This window comes from Blastomonas ursincola, from assembly GCF_013607875.1.
Lineage (GTDB): Bacteria > Pseudomonadota > Alphaproteobacteria > Sphingomonadales > Sphingomonadaceae > Blastomonas > Blastomonas ursincola.
On record NZ_VDES01000002.1, the window covers coordinates 684,793 to 707,549 of the forward strand.

The 22,757-nt window shown below is 65.4% G+C and carries 21 protein-coding genes; 10 read left to right on the forward strand and 11 right to left on the reverse strand.

Annotated features, from left to right (window positions below; translation table 11 throughout):
- Positions 1 to 8: 8 nt before the first annotated feature.
- Positions 9 to 173 carry a DUF2256 domain-containing protein gene (locus FG486_RS09320; protein WP_181267326.1) on the forward strand — a complete coding sequence of 55 codons (165 nt, stop codon included), beginning with the start codon at positions 9 to 11 and terminating at the stop codon, positions 171 to 173.
- Here the strand turns inward: FG486_RS09320 and FG486_RS09325 are convergent, their stop codons facing one another.
- From FG486_RS09325 to FG486_RS09340, 4 genes are all read right to left on the reverse strand, one after another.
- A complete protein-coding gene (locus FG486_RS09325; RefSeq protein ID WP_181267327.1) occupies positions 174 to 1,046 on the reverse strand; it encodes an HpcH/HpaI aldolase/citrate lyase family protein in 873 nt (290 codons plus the stop codon).
- 19 nt (positions 1,047 to 1,065) lie between these two features.
- On the reverse strand, positions 1,066 to 3,144 hold the full coding sequence (locus FG486_RS09330) for a CHASE2 domain-containing protein (protein ID WP_181267328.1): 2,079 nt from the start codon (positions 3,142 to 3,144) through the stop codon (positions 1,066 to 1,068).
- A complete protein-coding gene (locus FG486_RS09335; RefSeq protein ID WP_241695680.1) occupies positions 3,119 to 4,060 on the reverse strand; it encodes an MBL fold metallo-hydrolase in 942 nt (313 codons plus the stop codon). Before FG486_RS09335 ends, FG486_RS09330 begins: the two co-directional genes overlap by 26 nt.
- A 79-nt stretch (positions 4,061 to 4,139) precedes the next feature.
- On the reverse strand, positions 4,140 to 4,475 hold the full coding sequence (locus FG486_RS09340) for an STAS domain-containing protein (RefSeq protein ID WP_241695681.1): 336 nt from the start codon (positions 4,473 to 4,475) through the stop codon (positions 4,140 to 4,142).
- Positions 4,476 to 4,615: 140 nt separating this feature from the next.
- Between FG486_RS09340 and FG486_RS09345 the strand changes: the two genes are divergently transcribed.
- The gene (locus tag FG486_RS09345; protein ID WP_181267331.1) at positions 4,616 to 5,869 is read left to right on the forward strand and encodes a Coenzyme F420 hydrogenase/dehydrogenase, beta subunit C-terminal domain; all 1,254 of its coding nucleotides are present in this window, start codon (positions 4,616 to 4,618) and stop codon (positions 5,867 to 5,869) included.
- Between the two features lie 6 nt (positions 5,870 to 5,875).
- Here the strand turns inward: FG486_RS09345 and FG486_RS09350 are convergent, their stop codons facing one another.
- From FG486_RS09350 to FG486_RS09360, 3 genes are all read right to left on the reverse strand, one after another.
- Positions 5,876 to 6,550 carry a spermine/spermidine synthase domain-containing protein gene (locus FG486_RS09350; protein ID WP_181267332.1) on the reverse strand — a complete coding sequence of 225 codons (675 nt, stop codon included), beginning with the start codon at positions 6,548 to 6,550 and terminating at the stop codon, positions 5,876 to 5,878.
- 52 nt (positions 6,551 to 6,602) lie between these two features.
- The gene (locus FG486_RS09355) at positions 6,603 to 6,893 is read right to left on the reverse strand and encodes a hypothetical protein (protein ID WP_181267333.1); all 291 of its coding nucleotides are present in this window, start codon (positions 6,891 to 6,893) and stop codon (positions 6,603 to 6,605) included.
- A 157-nt stretch (positions 6,894 to 7,050) separates the two neighbouring features.
- A complete protein-coding gene (locus FG486_RS09360) occupies positions 7,051 to 8,235 on the reverse strand; it encodes an aspartyl/asparaginyl beta-hydroxylase domain-containing protein (RefSeq protein ID WP_181267334.1) in 1,185 nt (394 codons plus the stop codon).
- Positions 8,236 to 8,301: 66 nt separating this feature from the next.
- Here FG486_RS09360 and FG486_RS09365 point away from each other — a divergent pair, with 66 nt between their 5' ends.
- From FG486_RS09365 to FG486_RS09385, 5 genes are all read left to right on the forward strand, one after another.
- Positions 8,302 to 9,348: a hypothetical protein gene (locus FG486_RS09365; RefSeq protein ID WP_181267335.1), complete on the forward strand. Its 1,047-nt coding sequence runs from the start codon at positions 8,302 to 8,304 to the stop codon at positions 9,346 to 9,348.
- A 128-nt stretch (positions 9,349 to 9,476) separates the two neighbouring features.
- Positions 9,477 to 9,746, forward strand: a complete 270-nt coding sequence (locus FG486_RS09370; protein ID WP_181267336.1) for a GlsB/YeaQ/YmgE family stress response membrane protein — start codon at positions 9,477 to 9,479, stop codon at positions 9,744 to 9,746.
- A 309-nt stretch (positions 9,747 to 10,055) separates the two neighbouring features.
- Entirely contained in the window at positions 10,056 to 11,276 is a 1,221-nt protein-coding gene (locus FG486_RS09375; RefSeq protein ID WP_181267337.1) for an efflux RND transporter periplasmic adaptor subunit, read from the forward strand.
- A 186-nt stretch (positions 11,277 to 11,462) separates the two neighbouring features.
- Positions 11,463 to 14,621: an efflux RND transporter permease subunit gene (locus FG486_RS09380; RefSeq protein ID WP_181267338.1), complete on the forward strand. Its 3,159-nt coding sequence runs from the start codon at positions 11,463 to 11,465 to the stop codon at positions 14,619 to 14,621.
- Between the two features lie 17 nt (positions 14,622 to 14,638).
- A complete protein-coding gene (locus FG486_RS09385) occupies positions 14,639 to 15,895 on the forward strand; it encodes a DUF445 domain-containing protein (RefSeq protein ID WP_241695682.1) in 1,257 nt (418 codons plus the stop codon).
- A 42-nt stretch (positions 15,896 to 15,937) separates the two neighbouring features.
- Here the strand turns inward: FG486_RS09385 and FG486_RS09390 are convergent, their stop codons facing one another.
- Positions 15,938 to 17,353, reverse strand: coding sequence for a protein adenylyltransferase SelO family protein (locus tag FG486_RS09390; protein WP_181267339.1), 1,416 nt, complete (start codon positions 17,351 to 17,353; stop codon positions 15,938 to 15,940).
- Between the two features lie 37 nt (positions 17,354 to 17,390).
- On the opposite strand from FG486_RS09390, the gene FG486_RS09395 reads away from it, so the two are divergent.
- Positions 17,391 to 18,293, forward strand: coding sequence for an alpha/beta fold hydrolase (locus tag FG486_RS09395; protein ID WP_181267340.1), 903 nt, complete (start codon positions 17,391 to 17,393; stop codon positions 18,291 to 18,293).
- A 20-nt stretch (positions 18,294 to 18,313) separates the two neighbouring features.
- Positions 18,314 to 19,465 carry a glycosyltransferase family 4 protein gene (locus tag FG486_RS09400; RefSeq protein ID WP_181267341.1) on the forward strand — a complete coding sequence of 384 codons (1,152 nt, stop codon included), beginning with the start codon at positions 18,314 to 18,316 and terminating at the stop codon, positions 19,463 to 19,465.
- Positions 19,466 to 19,474: 9 nt separating this feature from the next.
- Here the strand turns inward: FG486_RS09400 and rnhA are convergent, their stop codons facing one another.
- From rnhA to ispH, 3 genes are read right to left on the reverse strand one after another with little or no spacing between them, the layout of a single operon-like run.
- Complete coding sequence (gene rnhA / locus FG486_RS09405; protein WP_066212669.1) at positions 19,475 to 19,915, reverse strand: ribonuclease HI; 441 nt, start codon at positions 19,913 to 19,915, stop codon at positions 19,475 to 19,477.
- Between the two features lie 35 nt (positions 19,916 to 19,950).
- Positions 19,951 to 20,922: a homoserine kinase gene (gene thrB / locus FG486_RS09410; RefSeq protein ID WP_181267342.1), complete on the reverse strand. Its 972-nt coding sequence runs from the start codon at positions 20,920 to 20,922 to the stop codon at positions 19,951 to 19,953.
- The gene (gene ispH, locus FG486_RS09415) at positions 20,922 to 21,887 is read right to left on the reverse strand and encodes a 4-hydroxy-3-methylbut-2-enyl diphosphate reductase (protein WP_066212659.1); all 966 of its coding nucleotides are present in this window, start codon (positions 21,885 to 21,887) and stop codon (positions 20,922 to 20,924) included. The genes thrB and ispH overlap by 1 nt, the downstream gene beginning before the upstream one ends.
- A 181-nt stretch (positions 21,888 to 22,068) precedes the next feature.
- Between ispH and FG486_RS09420 the strand changes: the two genes are divergently transcribed.
- On the forward strand, positions 22,069 to 22,734 hold the full coding sequence (locus FG486_RS09420) for a hypothetical protein (protein ID WP_066212658.1): 666 nt from the start codon (positions 22,069 to 22,071) through the stop codon (positions 22,732 to 22,734).
- Positions 22,735 to 22,757: the final 23 nt, after the last annotated feature.

Consider the following 22,757-nt stretch of genomic DNA (forward strand, 5'->3'; position numbering starts at 1 on the left):
TCGCCGCCATGCCGGACAAGCGCTATACCAAGTCGACCCTGCCCGAGAAGGTCTGCGAGGCCTGTGGGCGGCCCTTTGCCTGGCGCAAGAAATGGGCGCGCGACTGGGACAATGTGAAAACCTGTTCGGAACGCTGCAAGGGCGATTTGCGGCGCAAGAACCGCGCGGACTGATTAACCCGAAGCGGCGATCCGATCGGCAATCGCCACCAGCTGCCGCGCCTGTTCCAGATGGAGCAGCTCGGCCATCTTACCCTCGACCCGGATCGCGCCCTTGCCGGCGTTCTCGGGCAAGGCGAACGCGGCGATGACGGCCTGCGCCCAGGCCAGTTCGTCCTCGCTGGGCGAGAAGACCGCATTGCACGGCGCGACCTGGTCGGGATGGATCAGCGTCTTGCCGTCGAAGCCGAACAGCAGCCCCTGGTGCGCCTCGGCCTCGAACACAGCCAGGTCGCGAAACTCGTTGCACACCCCGTCGAGCACGGCGACGCCATGCGCGCGCGCAGCGGCGACAGCGAGCGTCAGGATCGGCAGGAACGGCGTACGTTCAGGCGTCAGCCGCGCGCGCATTTCCTTGGCGAGATCGTTCACCCCCATCACGAAGGTCGACAGCCGCGTGGAGCCGCCCAAAGCCGCGAGCGCATCGAGATGCGGCACCACCGCGCAGGTCTCGATCATCGCCCAGAGCTTGAGCCGCGAGGGTGCCTCGGCGAGCGCGGCATTGCACGCGGTTATGTCGGCGGGGCGCATCACCTTGGGAACCAGCACGCCGTCGATATCCGCCTTGGCGACGGCGGCAAGGTCATCCTGCCCCCAGGGCGTGTCGAGCGCATTGATGCGGATGACGAGTTCGCGGTGGCCGAACCCGCCCTCTGCCGCCGTAGCAATCGCTGCCGTCCGCGCGTCCTCCTTTGCCTCGGGCGCAACCGCGTCCTCGAGATCGAGAATGATGACATCGGCAGGAAGACTGCGCGCCTTGGCGAGGGCCCGCGGGTTCGATGCGGGCATGTAGAGCGCGCTGCGCCGGGGACGTGCAATATCGGACATCGGGGCCTCCTGCCGGTGATCAGGCGGGATTAGCACCCAGATAGCGGAAGGCAACAACGGTGAGGTCGTCGCTCGCATCCGCGCCGTCCTCGAAGCTGCGCACGGCGCCGCGCAGGCTGGCGACCATCGCCGCAGCGCTGCTCTGGTCGGCGACCAATGCGGCGCGGGTGCGATCGTTGCCGAACAGCTGTTCCTGCCGGTTCTGCGCCTCGGTCACGCCATCGGTGATCAGCACCAGCGCCTCGCCGGGCTGGAGCACGATCTCCTCGGCGGGCCAGGGATAGTCCATGATGCAGAAGGGCGGGCCGCCCTCCATCGCCTCCTCGATCACCTGCCCGTCGGTGGTGATGCGCAGCGGATTGTCATGGCCCGCATTGGCGAATTCGGCGCGCCCTGTCGAAAGGTCTATGATTCCCAGCAGCATGGTGAGGCCGAGCGCATCGCCGCTGTCGCGCATCAGCTCCTCGTTGAGCTGCGCAGCGGCATCGGCAAGCCCGCCCGGCGCGCGCAGCATCACGCTGCGCGAGAGCGCCTTGGACAGGGCCATGAACAAGGCGGCGGGCACGCCCTTGCCGGTGACATCGGCGATAAGGATGACGATGCGGTCCTTGTCGAGCCGGATGATGTCGTAGAAATCGCCGCCAACCGACTTGGCGGCTTCCAGCTGCGCAGCGATATCGATGCGCGGGTCGAGCCTTGCCAGTGCGGTGCGATCAGGCAGCATGCCCAGCTGGATCGAGCGGGCCGCACCAAGCTCGCCCTCGCTACGGTTCTGCGCATCGCGCAGCGCCGCGCGCTCGCGCCGTGCCTCGTTGAACAGCGCGGCGAATACCGCGAGCGCGCTACCGCTGCCGAGCAGCACCGGGCGGATCGGATCGAACAGCAGGTCGCCGAAGCGGAACAGCAGCCAGCTCGCCAGCGGCAGGCTTGCCGCCGCGCCCGAGAGCACCAGCCAGCGGCTGCGCGCCGGGGCCTGGCCGGTGGCGAGCAGCAGCAGGACGATGGCGAGCAGCCCGCCGACGGCCCATTCGGCTGCCGGCATGGTCCAGGGGCGATCGAGCCAGCCGCCCCGGTTGATCGTGTCGGCGGCCTGCGCCTGGATCAGCACGCCGAACATTTCGGAGCCCAGGGGCGTCGCGACGATATCCTGCGTGCCCTCTGCGGTCAGTGAAACGAGGACGATCTTGTCCTTGAGCTGCGAGAGGTCGAACTCCTGCGACATGATCTCGATCGCCGAATAGACATGGGCCTCCGGGATTTCGGCGAAATGCAGCCGCATCCGCCCCTGATCATTCACCGGGATGCGGCGCTGTCCGATGGTGACGCTGTCGGGGCTGAGCTCGATCTCGGGATCGGTGCCGGTGCGCTGCTCGATCGCGACACGTATCATCTCGAGCGCCAGCCCGGGCACCAGAGCCTCGCCGGTCTTCATGACCAGCGGCACGCTGCGCACCACGCCATCGCCATCGGGCGCCCCGTTGAGCAAGCCGAAGCCGGGCGCCCGGGCCTCCAGCTCCTTGAGATTGCTCTGCACGAGCGGGTAGCGGGCGAGGGCAGGGGGCGGGGTCCCGTCTATCATCGCCCATTGGGTGAGGCTGGCCGGGTCCGCCCCGCGTAGCTTGACGCCAGCACGGCCCAGCACGACCGGCGCGGTGCTGATCGCATCGGCAAAATCGCTGTCCATGCTGCCGAGCTGATCGAGCCATGCCTGGATCGCCGGGTCGTCGGGCGCATAGAGCCGCGAAAAGCGTGTCGGACTGACCGCATCGGGCTCGACGAACAGGATGTCGAAGCCGATCGCCGCTGCGCCGCCTTCGGCAATGCGTTGGGTCATGGTCGCGAGCACCCGGCGCGGCCAGGGCCAGCTGCCGATCACCTCCAGGCTTTCATCGCCGATCGCGACGATGCGGACCTGGCTTTCGGAAAGGTCGCGCGGGGCGATGCGCTGCCAGCCATCGAACACGACATTCTGCTCGCGCGTGCCCAGCGCGAGGCTGAGCAGGGCAGCAAGCGTGAATCCGATGAGCGCCGCCCGCCACAAGCCGCGCGGCGGATTGCTGATCCGAACGGCGCTAGAGCGAGACTTCGAGGCCATCATAGGCGCAGAGCACCTCCAGCGGATCGTGCTCGCGGGTCAGCTCCTCGTAGCGCACGCTTTCGGCGTGCATGCGCGCGATATCGGCGTCCGAATAGACCGGTTCGTGGTGGAACAGCGCCAGCCGCTTCGCCCGCGCGCCATGACACAGGTCGATCGCGACGATGTTGCTGGAATGGCCCCAGTCCTCCTTCATCGACACGCTGTCGGCGAGCGAATACATCGTGTCGCAGATGACCAGGTCCGCCGCACGGAAGAACTGTTCGACATCGGCCTCGCCCTCCATCCGGTCGAGCTTGTGTTCGCTGTCGGTGCTGAAGACCGCCACCTTGCCCTCGGCATCGGTGAAGCGATAACCGAAGCTGCTGTGCGAATGGTGCTGTTCCATCAGCTCCACCTGCACCGCGCCGATCTGATAGGTCTCGCCCACCTTGAGCGTGCGGAACTCGATCTTCGCGCGCAGCCAGTCGAATTTTACCGGGAAGGAGATTTCCTCCTGCTGGCGGCGCAGCGCCTCTTCGGCATCCTCGTGCCCGGAATGGATGACGATATGCGCATTGGGGTCGAAGGCCGGCACGAAGAACGGGAAGCCCATGATATGGTCCCAGTGCAGGTGCGACATGAAGAAGTGATAGACCCTCGCGTGACCCGCAGCGCAGCGACGCATCGCATCAAGACCGAAGCCCCGCAGCCCGCTGCCCATGTCGCACAGGATGAAGGCATCGCCGTTCGCCGGATCCCCGGCCTCGATCTCGACGCAGGTGGTGGCCCCGCCAAAGGTCCCACTGATGGCGAAATCCAGCTCGCTACGCGCAAAGCTGCGCGCCTCCTCGATATCGGCAAAGCTGCGGCCCGATGCGGCGAGCAGTGCGTGCGCGACCTTGTCCTGCACGATCGATGCGGTGGCAGCAACGGGCAAGGACCCCCGTGTTCCCCAGAAACGGACCAGCATCGCATCCCCCCTGATTGTTGCGCGGCGTCCCCGTGTCGCCAGCGTGCTAGATTGCGGCCTCGATGCTGTCCGAGACCGCGAACAGCTTGTCGTACCGGCTGATTGCCAGAATTTCGCGCATTACCTCGTTGGGACGCGCCAGCGCCATCGCGACGCCGGCCGCATCTGCCTGGCGTTTTGCGAGCGTCAGTGCGCGCAGGCCGCGCGACGACATGTAATCGAGCCCGGCAAAATCGACGATCAGCTTCTTGCCCGGCGAATCGGCGGCCATGGTCACGCTGGCGGCCAGATGTTCAGTAAACGCCTCGGCGGTTGCCTCATCAACACGGCCATCGGGGCTGGCAATCACGCATCCATGCTGTTTGCTACTGGACCACTGCATGTTTTCCGCCTTTCGCATGGGGGCTGAACTTAGCGGCAAATTCACCTTGTGGGAAGTTGCCCCGAATGTAGCCGTTACAGCCTGTTCAATAACGGGAAAATTGTGTCGTGATGGCCAAAAGGGGGGTAAGACGGCACGCAATGGCCCAGGGGGAAACCGACATACGCTTTGCCGAACTGGAGGGATTCGCGCCTGCGGCCCCGCGCCGTCTGTGCACGGATTGCGGCATTTCGCGCAGCAGCGATCCCAAGGCCTGTGGCCGCGTGTGCCAGTTTCTCAAGCCGGACTACGAGACGCTCGAGCGCCAGGTCCATGGCCGCACGCGCGATCCTGAACGGCCCGACGAACTGTTCTTCGGCCCCTTCCGCCGCATGGTCGCAGGCGAGCTGATCACCCCGTCGCCCGGCGCGCAATGGACCGGAATCGTTTCGAGGCTCGGCGAGCGGTTGCTGGAAACCGGTGCGGTGGATGCCGTGCTGGCGATCGGGCCGCATCCCGAAGATCGCTGGCGGCCCAATCCGGTCCTGATCACCCGGGCAGAAGACATGGCCGGAGTGCGCGGGATGCGCATGGGCTATGCGCCGCTGCTGGCGCTGCTCGAACCGGCGAGAGCGGCCGGGCACAAGCGGATCGCGCTGATCGGCATTCCCTGCCAGGTGCACGCGCTGCGCGCGCTCGAGGCCGAACTGGGTTTCGAGCGCATCTATGTCATCGGAACACCGTGCGCCGACAACACCACGACCGAGAATTTCCACCTGTTCCTCAAGCTGCTGTCCGACGCGCCGGACAGCATCTGCTATCTCGAATTCCGCTCCGACTATCATGTCGAGCTGCGCTTCGACGATGGCAGCGTGCGCGAGGTTCCCTTCCTGCAGCTACCGATTGCCGATCTGCCCTCGGACTTCTTCCCGCTGACCTGCCGCACCTGTGTCGACTATACCAACGTCCTGGCCGATATCACCATCGGCTATATGGCCGGCGGCGGCAAGCAGTGGCTGGTGGTGCGCAACGAGCGCGGCGAGGAGCTGGTCGAGCTGCTGGGGCAGGAGCTGCGCACCCGCGACATTACCAGCGCGGGCAATCGCGCCGGCCCGGTCAAGGGCTTTCTGGCGAATACCGAGCGCGCCGCGGGCGGATTGCCGCTGCGCCGCATGCCCAAGGTGCTGCGCGGAATCTTCGGCTGGCTGATGCCGCGCATCGGGCCGCGCGGCGCGGAATTCGCGCGTGCAAGGGTCGAGATGAAGGCGATCGAGACCGTGCTGCACCTGCGTCGATCGGCCCCGGCGCGGATGAAATCGATGATCCCCGATCATGTCTGGGAACTCGTCAAGCGCTACGGACTGGAACCGCGCCCCGGCGAGTGCGCCGACGAGGGCCGCACGCCCGACATGTAAGCCGGATCAGCGGCGCTGGGCCAGCCAGATCGTGTGCCGCGCGCCGCCGCCGGTTCGCCGCGCCCGGACAATCTCCTCCTCCACCGCAAAGCTGGCCTTGCGCAACCCTGAGGTAAAGCGCGGATCGGGGCCGCTCGACCACACCGCCAGCACGCCGCCGGGCCTCAGCGCAGCCCGGGCCTGCTGCAACCCCTGCGCCGTATAAAGCGCATCGTTGCCCTCCCGCGAAAGCCCGTCCGGGCCGTTATCGACATCGAGCAGGATGGCATCGAAGCGCCCGGCGCTGCTGCGGATCAGTCCGCCGACATCACCGACATGAATGCTGACGCGCGGATTTTCGAGCGTGCCTGCGTGCAGATGCGCCATGGGCCCGCGTGCCCAGTCGACGATCTCGGGGACCAGCTCTGCCACCTCGATCGATGCGCGGGCGCCGAAGGCCTGCAGGGCGGTGCGCAAGGTAAAGCCCATGCCCAGCCCGCCGATCAGCACGCGCGGCGCGGACACCCCGGCGATTCGTGCGGCGGCGAGCGTGCTCATCGCCTCTTCGGAGCCGCTGAGCCGACTGTTCATCAGCTCGTTCGCGCCGAGCATGATCGAATATTCGCTGCCCCTGCGGATCAGACGCAGCGGCTCGTCTCCGCCCGGCACCTCTGCCGTGGCGATGAGTTCGCGCGGGATCATCGGGTCAGGCCCGACCCGCCGAGGTCAGCAATGAGGGGCAAGGAATGGCGTGTCAGTTGGTCCCGGCGCAGGGGCCGCCGGCACAGATCTGCCCCGATTCGACCAGGTCGCGCACGTTCTGATTGCCCTTCGTGCTGATCATGCGCCATTCCGCCACGGTCTTGCAGACCTTGCTCTTCTTGATCAGCGAACCGGTCGATTCGATCTTGCGACAACGGATCTTGTTGTCATCCGACTGCGGGTCTTCCTTGTTCGTCGGCTGCTTGGCGTACACGCTCACTGCCGTGAGCGGCATGCAGATGCACGAGGCGGCGGCAGCCAGAATCATCGCAGTCTTCTTCATGCTGTGTCATCCGTCGATGGGCGCAAAAGCCGCTGGGGGCGAGCGCAGGTTGATGTTCCAGGCAGCCGAGGGCAAGGCCACCGGCATGCTTTCATGCTCAGACCGTATCATCAACGGATATTGAAACAAACCGCAAATTTGTGCGTGCGCAGCAAAGTTAATCCAGATTGGTATTGAAACCGGTTGCATCGGCTGCAGCGAAATAGCCTGCGATCACTTCCTGCTCCTCAGGCGTGAGATGCGGGTTCCACACATCGAAGATCAGGACGGCGCGCATCTCGTCGCTGTCGTTCCACGCTTCGTGCTCGATGGTATCGTCAAACGCAAAGGCCGTGCCGACCTTCCATTCGCGCGTTTCGCCGCCCACCCGAAAGCCGCAACCATCGGGAACGATCAGCGGCAGGTGGACGATCGCGCGGGTGTTTGTGACGCCGGTATGCGGCGGAATGCGCGTGCGCGGCTTGAGGATCGAGAAAAAGGCGGTCGGCGCGCGGCCTGGGATGATGCTCTGCGGGATTCCGCTGAGCGCCTGTGCGGTGGCCGGGCAGCGCTCCAGCACGGCGGCGTTGGGCTTGCCATATTCCCACAGGAAGCAGGCCCCCCATGCAAGCGACTGGTCGAGCGGTGACCATTTGCTCTGCGGCGCTCCCTTTTCCATCCGCACATAGGGGCGCAGCGCATCGCCGGGATCGGCGAGCAGCGCCAGCATCTCCTCGCGAATGGCGTCTGTCCTGGCCTCGACCTGTGCAAACCAGGGGAAATGCGCTTCCTCGAAAAACTCGTCCGCGGGCAGGAAGGGATAGCACAGGCCGTTGCATTCGTTGGTGTAGATCTTGCGCTTGCCCATCGCGGCGTCGACAAAGGCGCGTGCGCGTCGCCCCGCAGTGGTCGGCATCCGCGCCTGAAAGTCGCCCAGCGCGTCCATGACCTGATATTCGATGCGGCTGGTGCAGGCAGCGCAGAAATCACGGCCCACCTGCAGCACGGGCACCAGCGCTTCGGGCAGCGGGTCGAGATGCGCGGCAAGCTGAAGCACAGCCTGCCAGGCTGCCAATGCATTGGCCTCGTCGCCGGTTCGCTGATGCGCCTCGGCCTTGCGCAGCCATGCCATGAAATCGCGCCGATCGATGTCGAGTGCGGCGTCTAGTGCGGCAAGTTCGCCCTGGTCGTCGCCAAGTGCGCGCCGGGCCGTCGCCAGATTGCGCCACAAGGCGGTGGCGCCCGGATCGGCCCGCGTCGCTGCCTCGAAGGCGCGTGCAGCTTCGGCAAAGCGCCCCTCGCGCAAAGCCGCCATCCCGGCGCTGTTCAACGCTACCGGATCATTTTGTGCAGTTACTGCCATATGTTGCTAGTCCCCCGACCACGTCCTGCTTGCCACGCTGCCGGGGGATTGGCAAGGATCGCCGCGATGACCGATACCGGCCCCGATTTCTCCGGCGACAAGGCCGCTCTGGTGCGCGATTCCCTTTGGCATGCGCATCGCTATGACGCGGTGCAGGACGCGTTCCAGTTTCGCCATGTCGCGCGGGACCAGCACCGCCGGGCCACCTTCCTCACCGACGAATATCTCGGCGAGGCCGCGCAGGTCGTTCCGGTGCCGCGCGTGCAGGCGCTGGCAGCCGGTGCACCGCGGGCGCCGCTCCATTTCATTTTCCATTCGGCCTTCTGCGCATCGACCATGCTGGTGCGCGCGCTCGACGTGCCGGGCCTGGCCATGGGGCTGTCCGAGCCGATGCTGTGCAACGACATGATGGGCTGGCGCTGGCGCGGGGCAGACCGGCGCCAGGTCGCCGCTGTGCTCGATGTGTCGCTGGCGCTGCTGCAGCGCCCGTTCGGCCCCGGCGAAGCGGTGGTGGTCAAGCCATCTAACATCTTCAACCCGCTGATTCAGGCAGTGATGGCGCTGCGGCCGGAAAGTCGCGCGCTGCTGCTGTACGCGCCGCTGCCGGTGTTTCTCGCCTCGGTCGCGCGCAAGGGGCTCTGGTGCCGCCTCTGGGCGCGCGAGCTGCTCGAGGGGCAGTTGCGCGAAGGCGGGGTAGACATGGGCTTCGGCCCGGCGGACTTCTTCCGTCAGAGCGATCTGCAGGTCGCCGCGGTCGGCTGGCTGGTGCAGCATCGCCAGTTCGGCCAGATTGCGCGCGCGCTGGGCCCCGAGCGGGTCGCGACGCTCGACAGCGAAACGCTGACGGCTGCCAAGCCCGACCATCTTAAGGCACTGGCGCGCCATTTCGGTCTGGGGCTGACACCCGCGCTGGAACAGGCGATGCTCGCCAACCCTGCGCTTACCAGCCATTCCAAGTTCGGCCAGGCCTTCAGCGCCGAAGATCGTGCGGCCGAGCAGGATTTTGCCCGCCGCGCCTATGGCGACGAGATCGACAAGGTGCATGTCTGGGCGCTCGAGGTGGCCCGGGTGAACGGCATCGCACTCGACCTGCCGCATCCGCTCAGCCTGTAAAATCCTTCCCGTTCGCGGCTTTCGTTCGTCGTGGCGGGGAACCGTTCCGTCGCTCTGCCGTAACCCAGCCAGGATGACCGACCCCGTTTTTCCCGGGCCGCGGCATCGGGACAAAACAGGAGGAAGACATGGGTTTGATTCTGGCGCTGATCATGGGCGGCATCATGGGCTGGCTCGCCAGCAAGGTGATGAACCGCGACGCGCAGATGGGCATTTTCTGGAACGTGGTGGTCGGCTGTATCGGTTCGGTGCTGGGCCGGTTCCTGTTCGGCGGACTGATCGGCCGCGGCAGCCTGCGCGCGGACGCCTTTGATCCGCTGACGCTGCTGACCTCGTTCCTGGGTGCGGTCGTCCTGCTGGCGATCGTCAACCTGGTGCAGCGCGGTCGCGCACGGTAACGGCACACCGCCCGCAAAGCGGGGCTTTTCCATCCGAAAAGGGCACCGGTGCATGGCTCCGGTGCCCTTTTTGCTGCGCGCATTAACCTCCAACAATTGCCATCCTGCCTGACAGGTTCTAAAGCGCGCCGCGTGCAGCGCAGCATTATGGCTTGCGCGTGGTGACTTAATTGGATAACACAGTGCCATGACGTTTCCCGAGCGCATGGGCGTTTCCGGGGAGCATGGTCTCCGCAGATCGCGAGATCGATCGCGCATCGATCGATGCGGACTGTTGCGGAGAGCCACGAGGTTTGGACGGATCGGGCAATGAATTACGAAAGCAGCTTTGGCGGCGACACCATCACCGCACGCAGCGAAGATCTTTACGGGTCGGAGGTTGACGGCGCAGCCCGGTCGGGACGGCGTCGCAACATCATCATTGCCATTGTCGTCCTCGCCTTGCTGGTGGCGGCGGGCGTGTATTTCTTCGGCGGCAAGCCCGAGACGGCTGCAGGCGAAGGCGCGAAGGCCGGTGCTGGCGAGAGCGAATCGCAGGCCCCGGCAGTGACCGTGATCGTGCCCGGTTCGGGCTCGGTCGAGCGCGTCATCAATGCCACCGGAACGCTGGCTGCACGGCGTGAAATGCCGATCGGCATTGCAGGCGAAGGCGGCCAGGTGATCCGCGTGCTGGTGCAGCCGGGCGACTGGGTGCGCACCGGCCAGGTGCTCGCGATCATCGATCAGGACGTCCAGACCCAGCAGGCGCGCTCGCTCGCGGCCCAGATCCAGGTGAGCCAGGCCGATGCGGTGCTCGCGCAGAATGAGCTCGACCGTGCGCTGCAGCTGGTCGATCGCGGATTCATCTCCAAGGCCGATGTCGATCGTCGCCGCGCGACGCGCGATGCGGCGGTGGCGCGCGTCGAGGTGGCCAAGGCGCAGCTGCGCGAGGCGCAGGCGCGCAATGGCCGCCTCAGCATCCGCGCGCCCGAATCGGGTCTGGTGCTCGAGCGCAATGTCGAGCCTGGCCAGGTGGTCGGCGGCGGCAGCGGCGTGCTGTTCCGCATGGCGGCTGGCGGCGAGATGGAGCTGCGCGCGCAGATGGGCGAGGCCGATCTTGCCGCGCTCAGCGTTGGCGTGCGCGCCGATGTGCGCCCGGTCGGCACCGACCGGACCTTCAGCGGCCGGGTTTGGCAGGTCGCGCCGATCATCAACGAGACCTCGCGTCAGGGCGTTGCCCGCATCGCGCTGGGCTATGACAAGGCGCTGCGTCCGGGCGGTTTTGCCAGCGCTGCGGTGATCAGCGGATCGAGCCAGTCCCCTGTGCTGCCTGAGTCCGCCGTGCTCAGCGACGACAAGGGCAGCTATGTCTATGTCATCAACAAGGACAACAAGGTCGAGCGGCGCAACGTGACCACCGGCATCGTGACGCCGCGCGGCATCGCGATCGCGACGGGCATCAGCGGCAAGGAGCGCGTCGTGCTCTATGCAGGCGGCTTCCTCAATCCCGGCGAGACGGTGCGCCCGCAGATGCAGGGCAAGCGCGGCTGACCTGGCGGGTACGGCGCACGCGGCCCTTGCCGCTGCCGGTTGTCGAAAGGGTGCGTGCGTTGGTCGAGAGGGCCCGCCCGGTGGCGTTCTTGCCGGGCTGCACGGGTTGCATGGGGCCTGCATCTGGCCGTATTGGGATAACGTAGCTGGACCGGGCGCAGCGCCCGGCGGGACGAGGAAAAAGCGATGAACTTCCGGAACATGTCGGCCTGGTCGATCCGCAATCCGATCATCCCGCTCGTCTTCTTCACCGGTCTGCTGTTCGCCGGCATCCTCAGCTTCATGCGCATGGATGTGGTGAACAATCCGGACATTGACTTCCCGGCGGTGCAGGTCGTCATCTCGCAGCCCGGCGCAGCCCCGACCGAGATCGAGAACCAGATCACCCAGCGCATCGAATCCGCCGTTCGGTCGATCAATGGTGTTAAGAATATCAGCTCGACCGCCAGCGAAGGGTCGTCGAGCACCTTTGTCGAATTCGAGATCGGCACGGATGTCATCGAAGCGGTGAACGAGGTCAAGAACTCGGTCGACCAGATTCGCGGCAGTTTGCCCGAGGGCATTCTGGAGCCATCGGTGACCAAGGTCGACGCAACCGGCGAGCCAATCGCCTATTATGCGGTCGAAGCCGACGACATGACGATCGAGCAGCTGAGCTGGTTCGTCGATGATACAGTGACCAAGCGATTGCTCGCGATCGACGGGATGGCCGAGATCGACCGCTTTGGCGGGGTCAACCGAGAAATTCGTGTGGTGCTGGACCCTCAGAAGATGCAGTCGCTGGGTGTTACGGCCTCGCAGGTCAACAACGCGCTGCGCCAGATCAATATTGATGCTGCCGGAGGCCGCGCAGATATTGGTGGCACCAAGCAGTCGCTCCGCGTGCTCGGCAATGCCGATACCGCTTTCGACCTGTCGCAGACCCAGGTGCCGCTCGGCAACGGGCGCACCGTCAAGCTCACCGATATCGCGACCGTGACCGACGGCTATGGCGAGCCGACCTCGATCAGCAAGGTGCGCGACAAGGAGGTCGTGAATTTTGCCATGACGCGGTCCAAGGGGGCTTCGGACGTGACCGTCTATTACGAAGCTCTCAAGGCGATGGACGAGCTCAAGAAAGAGAATCCGGGAATCGAGTTCATCCCGCTCGGCACCAGTGTCGAATATACCGAGGGTCAGTATGAAAGCTCGATCTCGGCGATGGTCGAAGGCGCGGTGCTGGCGGTGGTCGTGGTGTTTTTCTTCCTGCGCGACTGGCGCGCGACGATCATTTCGGCGATTGCCATTCCGCTCTCGGCGATCCCAACATTCTGGTTCATGGATCTGCTCGGCTTCAACCTGAATTTCCTGTCGCTGCTCGCGCTCGGCCTGGTCGCGGGTGTGCTCGTCGATGACGCGATCGTGGAGATCGAGAATATCGTCCGGCACATGCGCATGGGCAAATCGGCCTATCAGGCATCGATCGACGCGGCGGACGAGATCGGCCTAGCGGTGGTCGCGACCTCGTTCTGCATCGTCGCGGTGTTCCTGCCCGTGGGCCTGATGCCGGGCATCTCGGGGCAGTTCTTCAAGAATTTCGGCTTCACCATCGTCGTTTCGGTGCTGATGAGCCTTGCCGTCGCGCGCATGATCACGCCGATGATCGCGGCCTATTTTCTGGAAGCCAAGGGCCACGCCTCGCACGGCGAGGGCCGCCTGATGGACATGTACATGAGGGTTCTCGGCTTCTCGCTCGACCAGAGCCGGGCCAAGGCCTTTCGGGGATCCAATCCCAGCCTTGGCCGCAAGCTGGTCGCGTTGTTCCTTGATCATCGCGTCTGGATGATGGGAATCGGCATGCTTGCCTTTGTGCTCACCGTTGTCCTCTTCATGATCACGCCGGCTCAGTTCCAGCCGACGATCAACGAGGATAACAGCCGCATCCAGATCGAGATGGTGCCCGGCACGACGCTGGAGCAGACCGAGGTGGTGGCCGACAAGGTCGCCGCGATCATGTACAAGCAGCCCGAAGTCGAGCGCGCCCTGATCCGCATTCGCGAGGGCAATGGCACCATCTTCGTCACGCTCAAGAAGGATCGCAAGAAGAAGTCGTTTGAGTTCGAACGGGATCTGGCCCCGACGCTTCAGGCCATTCCTGACGCGCGGGTGACCTTCGCATCGCAATCGGGTGGTGGCGGCACCAATCGCGATATCTCGATCATGCTTACTGGCTCCGACCCCGACAAGCTGGATAGCGCGGCGGCTACGCTGGTCGAACAGATGAAGGGGCTGAAAGAGGTAACCGGACCTCGTGTCAACGCTGACATGCGCAGACCGGAAATCATCGTGAAGCCGCGCGCCGACCTGGCCGCGCAGCTGGGCATCACCACGGCCGCACTCAGCCAGGCTATACGGATTGCGACACTGGGCGAGATCGAGCAGAACGCAGCGAAATTCTCGTTGTCTGATCGTCAGATCCAGATCCGCGTCGTCCTGCCAAAGGAATCGCGCTACGATTTCGAGACCATACAGAACCTGCCGGTGCAGACCGCTGCAGGCGGGTCGGTGCCGCTCAGCCGCGTCGCCGATATTTCGTTCGGCTCGGGCCCGACCACGATCCAGCGCTACAATCAGGAGCGTCGCGTGTTCGTCGGCGCAGACCTTGCCCAGGGCGTGGTGACCAGCCAGGCAATGGAGAAGATCAACAACCTGCCGATCATGAAGAACCTGCCGACTGGGGTGAGCAACAAGCCCTTTGGCGAGCAGGAATGGCAGGCGGAACTGATCCTCAACTTCATCATCGCTCTGGTCTCGGGCGTGCTGCTCGTTTTTGCGGTGCTGGTGCTGCTCTACAAGCGGCTGATGTCGCCGCTGGTCAACATGGGCTCGCTGGCGCTTGCTCCGCTGGGCGGAATCCTGCTCGTCTGGGCCGTCGGCCAGCCGGTATCGATGCCGGTGCTGATCGGGGTTCTGATGCTGCTCGGCATCGTGTCGAAGAACTCGATCCTGCTGATCGACTTCGCGATCGAGGAGATGCATCGGGGCGTGCCCAAGCACGAGGCCATTATGGATGCCGGGCACAAGCGTGCGCAGCCTATCATCATGACAACGGTCGCGATGGTGTTCGGCATGATCCCGACCGCGCTCTCGCTCTCGGGCGACGGTGCATGGCGTGCCCCGATGGGTACGGTGGTGATCGGCGGATTGATCGTCTCGACGCTGCTGACGCTGGTGATCGTTCCCGCAGGCTTCAGCCTCGCCGATGGCGTCGAAAAGCGCGTGGGTCCGTGGCTGCGCAACCGTCTGCTCACCTACAAGCCGGGCGATAACCGCCACGATACGCCAGAGGTTCAGCCGGCCGAGTGAGCGGACCGGGCCCGAAGATGCAGACCGCTCCCGCAGCCCGCCAGGCCGATCCGGCCTGGCGCATGCGGGCTATTGCCACGGGCATGCTGGTGGTGATGGCGGGCGTGTTCCTGGCGACGCACTGGGCCGAGGGGCATGTCGATGACCGCTGGGGCTATGCCCGCGCCTTTGCCGAGGCGGCGATGGTGGGCGGGCTGGCCGACTGGTTTGCAGTCACCGCATTGTTCCGTCATCCGCTTGGCCTGCCGATCCCGCACACCGCGATCATCCCGCGCAACAAGGACCGCATTGGCGACACGATGGCGCAGTTCCTGCGCAGCAACTTCCTGACGCCACTGGTGGTCGCGCGGCGGATGCGCAGCATGAATGTCGCCGCCGCGGCGGGGCGCTTCCTCGTCCAGCCCACCGGGGGCGAGGGGCGGCTGCGGCTGGGCGCGTCGAACATGGTCGCCGATGTGCTCGAATCGCTCGACCAGGACCGGCTCGGGGGCAACGCCAAGGAGGCGCTCAAGGTCCAGCTTGAAAAGCTCGATGTCGCGCCGCTGCTTGGCCAGATCCTCAGCGCCGCGATCGCCGACAACCGCCACCTGCCGCTGATGGACGGCATCGTCAAATGGACCCAGCGTACGCTCTTTGCCAACGAGGAACTGCTCAAGGACATGGTGCGATCGCGCGCCAATTCGATCATGCGCTGGACCGGACTCGACGAGCGACTCGCCACCGGCATTATCGACGGCTTGCACAATCTGCTGTTCGACATGGCCGAGGATGTCGACCATCCGCTGCGCCATAAGGTCGAAGAAGGGCTCGAGACGCTCGCCCATCGCCTGCTGCACGATCCCGAGATGCAGGACAAGGTGCGCGGCATCAAGGCGGAGATGCTGGCCAACCCGGCAATGGCGCGCTGGCTCGACGGTCTGTGGGAGCGTAGCCGCGCCGCGCTGCTGCGCGCCGCACGCGACCCCGACAATGCGCTTTCGGGCCAGTTCGGCGATGGCCTCCGGCAGATCGGCGAATCGCTGATGAACGATTCGCGCATGCAGACGCAGATCAACCGCTTCGCCCGCAGGACGCTGGTCGGCATCGCCAACCGCTATGGCGACCAGATCGTGCGGCTGGTATCGGAAACGGTGCGCCGCTGGGACGCGCAGACGATCACCGGGCGGGTCGAGAATGCAGTGGGCAAGGACCTGCAGTTCATCCGCATCAACGGGACGCTGGTCGGCGGACTGGTGGGCCTGACGATCCACGCCGCGACGGTGTGGTTGGGGTGATCCTCTCTTAATTCCTCCCCCAGCTCGCTGGGGGAGGATTTCTCAGCCTGCCAAAGCCTCGCCCATCGATCTTACCGCAGCGACCTTGGCGTGCAGCGGCCCCCAATCGTCGCGCTCGGCGATCGCCGCCCAGATGCTTTCCACCTCGTCGATCAGCATCGATTGCGGTGCATCGCCGTGCCAGTAGCTATGCGAGCGATCGCGCGCCGGGGCATAGCCGGCCTTCACCGCACCGAAATCCGCCCACAAGGCCTCGCCCGGCTCGCCAATCAGTGCTGCGGGGCATGCAGGGGTTGCATCGCCCATCCACGAGAAGAAGAAATCGTCGATTCCGACGCCGCCCTTCAGCATCAGCGCCTCGGCGGCACCGACCAGCACGCGGTCGTGCTCCAGCCCCTGCGGCACCACGCCCAGGCGCCAGCAGAAGCGCCGCGCCAGCGCTTCCTGATAGAGCGGCCCGAACCGTTCGAGCGCGGCGATCAGCGGCGGCGCCTCGCTGATCAACCGCAGCGCGACCGCGAGCTGGCCGAGATTCCAGTGTATCGCCTCGGGCTGGCGGGCAAAGGCGTACAGGCCCGCATGGTCGAAATAGGCGGCGGTAAAGCCCGGCTCCCATTTCGGCGCGAACCGCCAGGGGCCGTAATCGAAGCTCTCGCCAGTGATGTTCATGTTGTCGGTGTTGAGCACGCCATGCACGAAGCCTGCGACCATATAGCTCGCCGCCAGATCGGCCATGCGTTCGACCGCGAGATTGAGCAGCAGCGCCGCCTCGTTCTCGGCGGTCTGTCCGTCGTAAAGCGTATCGAGCGCGTAGCGAACGACATGGGCCATCTTCTCCTCGTCATCCTCATAGGCGATGCGCTGGAAGGTGCCGAAGCGGATATGGCTGTGGCTCATCCGCACCAGCACCGCCGAGCGGGTGGGCGAGGGCTCGTCGCCGCGCCACAGGCTCTCGCCGGTCTCGATCACCGAGAAGGTCTTGCTGGTGTTGACCCCCAGCGCCTCAAGCATTTCGGTCGCCAGGATCTCGCGCACCGCGCCCTTGAGCGTCAGCCGCCCGTCGCCATCCCGGCTGAACGGCGTCTGGCCCGATCCCTTGGTGCCGAGGTCGAGCAGCCGGTCCCTGTCGTCGCGCAGCTGCGCGAACAGGAAGCCGCGCCCGTCGCCGATCTGCGGATTGTACACGCGAAACTGGTGCCCGTGATAGGCGAGCGCCAGCGGCTGGGGCAGGTTGCCCGGCATCGGGTTGAACCGCCCGAAATGATGCACCCAGCGCTTGTCGTCGAGCGTCTCCAGTCCCACGGTCGCGGCGTGCCGGTCATTGCGGAAGCGGAGCACGGCTTGCGGAAAATTGGCGGCCTTGACCGGATGCGCGATGGCATCGGCGATCGTCAGGATGGCGGGGTCGGCGCGGTAGGCTTGCGCATAGGGCGATGTGGCTTGCGGATCGGCTGTCATCGGGCGATAGTGGGGGGTGAAGGGAGCGCATGCAACCATGGCCAGCGACAGTCAGGGCTATAGCGACGGGTTCTGGTGGTCGAACGACGGTTTGCGGCTGCATTTCCGCGATTATCCGGCGGCGCCCGAGCATGCGCATCGTCCGCCGATCATCTGCATTCCCGGCCTCACCCGCAACGCGCGCGATTTCGAGAAGGTCGCCGAGCGGCTGGCGGGCGCGTGGCGCGTGATCTGCGTCGATCTGCGCGGGCGCGGCGACAGCGCCTATGCCAAGGATCCGATGAGCTATGTGCCGCTCACCTATGTCCAGGACATGGAGGCGCTGCTGCGCGAGCAGGCGATCGAGCGCTTCGTCGCCTTCGGTACCTCGCTCGGTGGCCTCATCACCATGCTGCTCGCCTCGACCCGGCCGGGCCGGGTGGTCGGCGCGCTCTTGAACGATGTCGGGCCGCAGCTGGAGGCCGAGGGGCTGGCGCGCATCCGCGATTATGTCGGCCAGGGCCGCTCCTTCCCCACCTGGATGCACGCCGCTCGGGCGTTGTCGGAAGGGCAGGGACCGGTCTTTCCCGGCTATGGCGTCAGCGAATGGCTCGACATGGCCAAGAAGACGATGAAGATCGGTCCCGGTGGTCGTATCGTCTACGATTATGACATGAAGATCGCCGAGCCGTTCGCGGTGCCCGGCGGCGAGGCGGGAGTCGATCTGTGGCCCGCGCTGACAGGGCTCGCTCCGGCGCAAGTGCTGATCGTGCGCGGCGCATTGTCCGATGTGTTCGCCGAGGCGACAGCCAAGCGGATGCTGACGATGCTGCCGTACGGCGAACTGCTCACGATCGCGAACAAGGGCCATGCGCCCTCGCTCGAGGAACCCGATGTGGCGCAGGCGATCGACCGGATGCTGGCAAAAGTCGATGCGGCTGCGCTTGCGACCCAGGCCTGAGCGGCTATAGCCCTGACATCATGAAGTCGACCACGCGGCCCGCGCGCATCCTGCATCTGCACAGCACCTTCGACCTTGGCGGCAAGGAGGCGCGGGCGGTGCGCCTGATGAACCATTTCGGCCAGGCAGCGCAGCACACGATCCTGACCGCCGTGCCCGATGCGCTCGGCGCGCGCGCGGCGATCGCCCCCGGCATCCGCGCCGATTTCCCGAACAACGCGCCGTCGCTGGCAGGCAAGCCGAACCTCGCGCGCTACCGCAAGTTCGCCGACTATTTCGCCAATTTCGACCTGATCCTGAGCTATAACTGGGGCGCGATGGACGGCGTGATGGCGCGCACGATCTTCAATTCGATCACGCCGCTGCCCCCGGTCATCCACCACGAGGACGGGTTCAACGAAGACGAGGCGGTCAAGCTCAAGGCCAAGCGCAACTGGTTCCGCATGGTGGCCTTGGCGCGCACCGATGCGCTGGTCGTGCCTTCGCACACGCTCGAGCAGATCGCGCTCAAGGTCTGGAAGCAGCCCGACAGCCGGGTGCGTCGCATCTCCAACGGCATCGATGTCGCCGCTTATGCCAAGCGCCCGCAAAAGGGCGCGATCCCCGGTTTTCAGCGTCGCGATGGCGAGATCGTCATCGGCACCTTGGCGGGGCTGCGCGCGGTCAAGAACCTGCCGCGGCTGGTGCGCGCGGTTGCTGCGCTCGATCGGCCGGTGCGGCTGGTGATCGTCGGCGAGGGGCCCGAGCGCGCGGCGATCGAGGCTGAGGCGGCGCGCCTCGGTATTGCCGACCGGCTGCTGATGCCCGGCTTCCTCAAGAACCCCGCGCGCTATGTCGGGCTGTTCGATATCTTCGCGCTATCGTCGGACAGCGAGCAGCAACCGATCTCGGTGATGGAGGCGATGGCCGCAGGCCTGCCGGTGGCCGCACCCATGGTCGGCGATGTCGCGCATATGGTCGCGCCCGACAATGCTATTCTTCTCGGCGAACCGGGCAGCGAAGCGGGGCTGATCGACAATCTGCGACGCCTGGCCGAAGATCCGGCGCTGCGCACCGCGCTCGGCAACGCCAATCGCGCGAAAGCCGAGGCCGAGTTCGACGAGCGCCTGATGCTGGAACGCTATGCCGCGCTATACGGCCGCGCGATGGGCAGGCCCGAATTCGGGCACTGAGAGAGCGCGTCAGCTCCGCATGATCGCTTCGGCAGCATTGCTCGCCAGCCGGTCAGCGCGCTCGTTCTCGGGATGGCCGGCATGGCCCTTGACCCAGTGCCATTCAACCGTGTGCCGCGCGACCGCGCCGATCAGCTCATGCCACAGATCGGCATTACGCACCGGCTTTTTCGAGGCGGTCTGCCAGCCATTGCGCTTCCAGCCATCGACCCATTTGGTGATGCCGTCCTTCACATAGCTGCTGTCGGTATAGAGCAGCACATGGCAGGGCTCGATCAGCGTATCGAGCGCACGGATTGCCGCCATCATCTCCATGCGGTTGTTGGTCGTGTCGCGCTCGCCGCCCGACAATTCCTTCTCGTGCTTGCCATAGCGGATGATCGCGCCCCAGCCTCCCGGGCCGGGATTGCCCTTGCACGCGCCATCGGTGTAGATTTCGACCGTCTTCATCTCTGCTCTATCCATGCCCCAGACCGATGGGCCGGTCAGCCGAACAGCCCCGCATGCGCAGGGTCCGCATAGAATGTCAGCCGCCGGGCAAAGGCCATCGGATCCTTGCGCGTCACCAAAGCATCGGGCGGCGTATTAATCCAGTCATAAGCGCGGCTCAGAGTGAAGCGGAGCGCCGATCCGCGTGCCAATATGGGAAGCGCCTGTATTTCCTCGGGATTCAGCGTCAAATTGGCGTGATATCCCTGCAAGAGCGCCTCCGAAACGGCCGAATCGAAGCTGCGGCCATCGGGCGAGAAGCACCAGGCGCTGTGCGTCACCGCAAGGTCATAGGCGCGTGCATCGCGGCACGAGAAATAGAAATCGATCAGCCCGGAGACACGATCGCCCAGCATCAGCACATTGTCGGGGAACAGATCGGCATGGATCACCGATTGCGGCAGGTCATGCGGCCAATGTGAGGAGAGAAAAGCAAGCTCGCTCTCCACCAGGCCCTCCAGCGCCGGATCGATCTGCTGCCACTGCCCAGCGCATCTGCCTGCCAGATCGTGCCAGCTGGCAAGCCCCATGCTGTTGGCCCGCGCGCCGCCGAAATCCGCGACCGCATGGTGCATCTTCGCCAGCGCCTCGCCCGCCGCATGCGCCTGGGCCGGGCTGGGGGCCGTCAGCGATATGCCTTCGAGAAACTCGATCAGGCAGGCGGGGCGTCCGGCGAGCTCGCGGATCTGCACGCCGCCCCGATCGGCAATCGCGCGCGGCACGCGGCAGCCGCGCTCGGCCAGATGATCGAGCAACGCCATGAAAAAGGGCAGGTCTTGCGGATCGACGCGCTTTTCGTAGAGCGTCAGGATGAAGCGATGGCCATCCTTGCCGCCGCGCGTCTCGACCAGGAAATTGCTGTTCTCGACGCCTTCGGCAATGCCCTTGAAGCTGATCAGCTCGCCGGTGTCATAGTCGTCCAGAAACCGCGCCATCATCTCGGCGCTGACATGCGTATAGACGGCCATCAGGCAGCATCGGCCTCGCTGGCCAGGGCGCGCGGCAGCTTGAAGGTGATGCGCTCGTCCACCGTCTTGACCCGTTCTTCGGTGACGTCGAAATGGCGGCCCAGCATGTCTACGACCTCGCGCACCAGAATTTCGGGTGCGCTCGCCCCGGCGGTCAGACCCAGCGTCTTGACGCCTTCGAACCAGCGCAGCTCGATCTCGACCGCGCGCTGGATCAGCTTGGCGCGGGTGCCTTCGCGTTCGGCGACCTCGACCAGGCGCAGCGAGTTGGAGCTGTTGGGTGCGCCGATCACCAGCACCAGATCGCAGTCATCGGCCATCACCTTGACCGCAGCCTGACGGTTGCTGGTGGCATAGCAGATATCCTCTGCCTTCGGGCCGACGATCGCGGGGAAGCGTGCCTTCAGCGCAGCGATGATTTCGGCGGTATCGTCGACCGACAGCGTGGTCTGGGTGAGAAACGAGAGCTTGGTTTCATCCTCGAATGCCAGCTTCCCGACATCCTCGACCGTTTCGACCAGGGTCATGTGCCCGGGCTCGACCTGGCCGAAGGTTCCGACCACCTCGGGATGGCCCTTGTGGCCGACAAAGATGATGTGGCGTCCCGCCTCGACCTGGCGCTCGGCCTGGCGGTGGACCTTGGAAACGAGCGGGCAGGTCGCGTCGAGATAGTTGAGACCGCGCTCGGCCGCCTTGTGCGGCACCGCCTTGGGCACGCCGTGCGCGGAGAACACCACCGGCACGCCATCGGGCACCTCGTCCAGCTCCTCGACGAACACCGCGCCCTTGGCCTTCAGGCTGTCGACGACGAACTTGTTGTGCACGATCTCGTGCCGGACATAGACCGGCGCACCATATTTGTGGAGCGACAGCTCCACGATCTCGATGGCGCGATCGACCCCTGCGCAAAAGCCGCGCGGCGATGCGATCTTGACGAGAAGCGGAGGCTTGGCGGTTTCGCTCATGTTCAGAAAGGCTTTCGTAGTTCGTCAGGACTCTTAGGCGAAGCGGGGGCTGGTGGGAAGCCTGTCCCGGCAAGCCTGCCCATATTGCGCCGGGAAGGTGCGCCAAATCTGGCCGTTGCGCCGGGCGGCGTCGGCAGATAAGGAGCGATGCACTGTGGCCTCGAAGGATTTCTGTTTGCATATGCCCAATCTGCCCATCAAACCGTCGATCGCCATCATGGGGGCGGGGCTTGCGCTGCTCGGTCTTGCGGGCTGTGCCGAAAAGAACCAGCTGGTGGTGGATACGGGCGTGGGCGTGACGTCCTCGCTATCGGCCTGCCCCAATACCGCAATCCCCGAACATACCGGCGACGTGACCGTGTTCAATCCGCCTAGCAGCCGCGATGCCGCTGCGATCGACGTCGTTGCCACCATCACCAATGTGCGTCCGGCCTGCGACGAGACCGGCGCGGAAATCTATGCGACCGCCACGTTCGACGTGCTGGCGCGGCGCAGCGACAATCGGGGCGCACGGACGGTGACGCTGCCCTATTTCTCGACCATCATGCGCGGCGGCAACACCGTCGTTGCCAAGCGGCTGGGTTCGGTAACGCTCAATTTCGCCGATGGCGAATATCGCGCGCAGGCCCAGGCGAGCGGTGCTGGCTATATCAACAAGGCGGCAGCAACGCTGCCCGAGGACATTCGCGAACGCATCACCCGCCGCCGCAAGTCGGGCGATCCCGATGCGGCGATCGATCCGCTGTCGATCCCCGAAGTGCGCACCGCATTGCAGCGCACCAGTTTCGAACTCCTGGTCGGCTTTCAGCTGACCCAGGAACAGCTGCAATATAACGCGACCCGATGAATCTCACGCAGTCCTCTCTCCTT

Bases quoted from the DNA above. Each gene is read 5' to 3' on its own strand.
- FG486_RS09355 (WP_181267333.1), bottom strand. From the start codon at position 6,893: ATGAAGAAGACTGCGATGATTCTGGCTGCCGCCGCCTCGTGCATCTGC.
- FG486_RS09320 (WP_181267326.1), top strand. From the start codon at position 9: ATGCCGGACAAGCGCTATACCAAGTCGACCCTGCCCGAGAAGGTCTGC.
- FG486_RS09345 (WP_181267331.1), top strand. From the start codon at position 4,616: ATGGCCCAGGGGGAAACCGACATACGCTTTGCCGAACTGGAGGGATTC.
- FG486_RS09370 (WP_181267336.1), top strand. From the start codon at position 9,477: ATGGGTTTGATTCTGGCGCTGATCATGGGCGGCATCATGGGCTGGCTC.
- FG486_RS09420 (WP_066212658.1), top strand. From the start codon at position 22,069: ATGCCCAATCTGCCCATCAAACCGTCGATCGCCATCATGGGGGCGGGG.
- FG486_RS09375 (WP_181267337.1), top strand. From the start codon at position 10,056: ATGAATTACGAAAGCAGCTTTGGCGGCGACACCATCACCGCACGCAGC.
- FG486_RS09330 (WP_181267328.1), bottom strand. From the start codon at position 3,144: ATGATGGCCTCGAAGTCTCGCTCTAGCGCCGTTCGGATCAGCAATCCG.
- rnhA (WP_066212669.1), bottom strand. From the start codon at position 19,915: ATGAAGACGGTCGAAATCTACACCGATGGCGCGTGCAAGGGCAATCCC.
- FG486_RS09390 (WP_181267339.1), bottom strand. From the start codon at position 17,353: ATGACAGCCGATCCGCAAGCCACATCGCCCTATGCGCAAGCCTACCGC.
- FG486_RS09350 (WP_181267332.1), bottom strand. From the start codon at position 6,550: ATGATCCCGCGCGAACTCATCGCCACGGCAGAGGTGCCGGGCGGAGAC.
- thrB (WP_181267342.1), bottom strand. From the start codon at position 20,922: ATGGCCGTCTATACGCATGTCAGCGCCGAGATGATGGCGCGGTTTCTG.
- FG486_RS09385 (WP_241695682.1), top strand. From the start codon at position 14,639: ATGCAGACCGCTCCCGCAGCCCGCCAGGCCGATCCGGCCTGGCGCATG.
- ispH (WP_066212659.1), bottom strand. From the start codon at position 21,887: ATGAGCGAAACCGCCAAGCCTCCGCTTCTCGTCAAGATCGCATCGCCG.
- FG486_RS09360 (WP_181267334.1), bottom strand. From the start codon at position 8,235: ATGGCAGTAACTGCACAAAATGATCCGGTAGCGTTGAACAGCGCCGGG.
- FG486_RS09325 (WP_181267327.1), bottom strand. From the start codon at position 1,046: ATGTCCGATATTGCACGTCCCCGGCGCAGCGCGCTCTACATGCCCGCA.
- FG486_RS09400 (WP_181267341.1), top strand. From the start codon at position 18,314: ATGAAGTCGACCACGCGGCCCGCGCGCATCCTGCATCTGCACAGCACC.
- FG486_RS09380 (WP_181267338.1), top strand. From the start codon at position 11,463: ATGAACTTCCGGAACATGTCGGCCTGGTCGATCCGCAATCCGATCATC.
- FG486_RS09395 (WP_181267340.1), top strand. From the start codon at position 17,391: ATGGCCAGCGACAGTCAGGGCTATAGCGACGGGTTCTGGTGGTCGAAC.
- FG486_RS09340 (WP_241695681.1), bottom strand. From the start codon at position 4,475: ATGCAGTGGTCCAGTAGCAAACAGCATGGATGCGTGATTGCCAGCCCC.
- FG486_RS09365 (WP_181267335.1), top strand. From the start codon at position 8,302: ATGACCGATACCGGCCCCGATTTCTCCGGCGACAAGGCCGCTCTGGTG.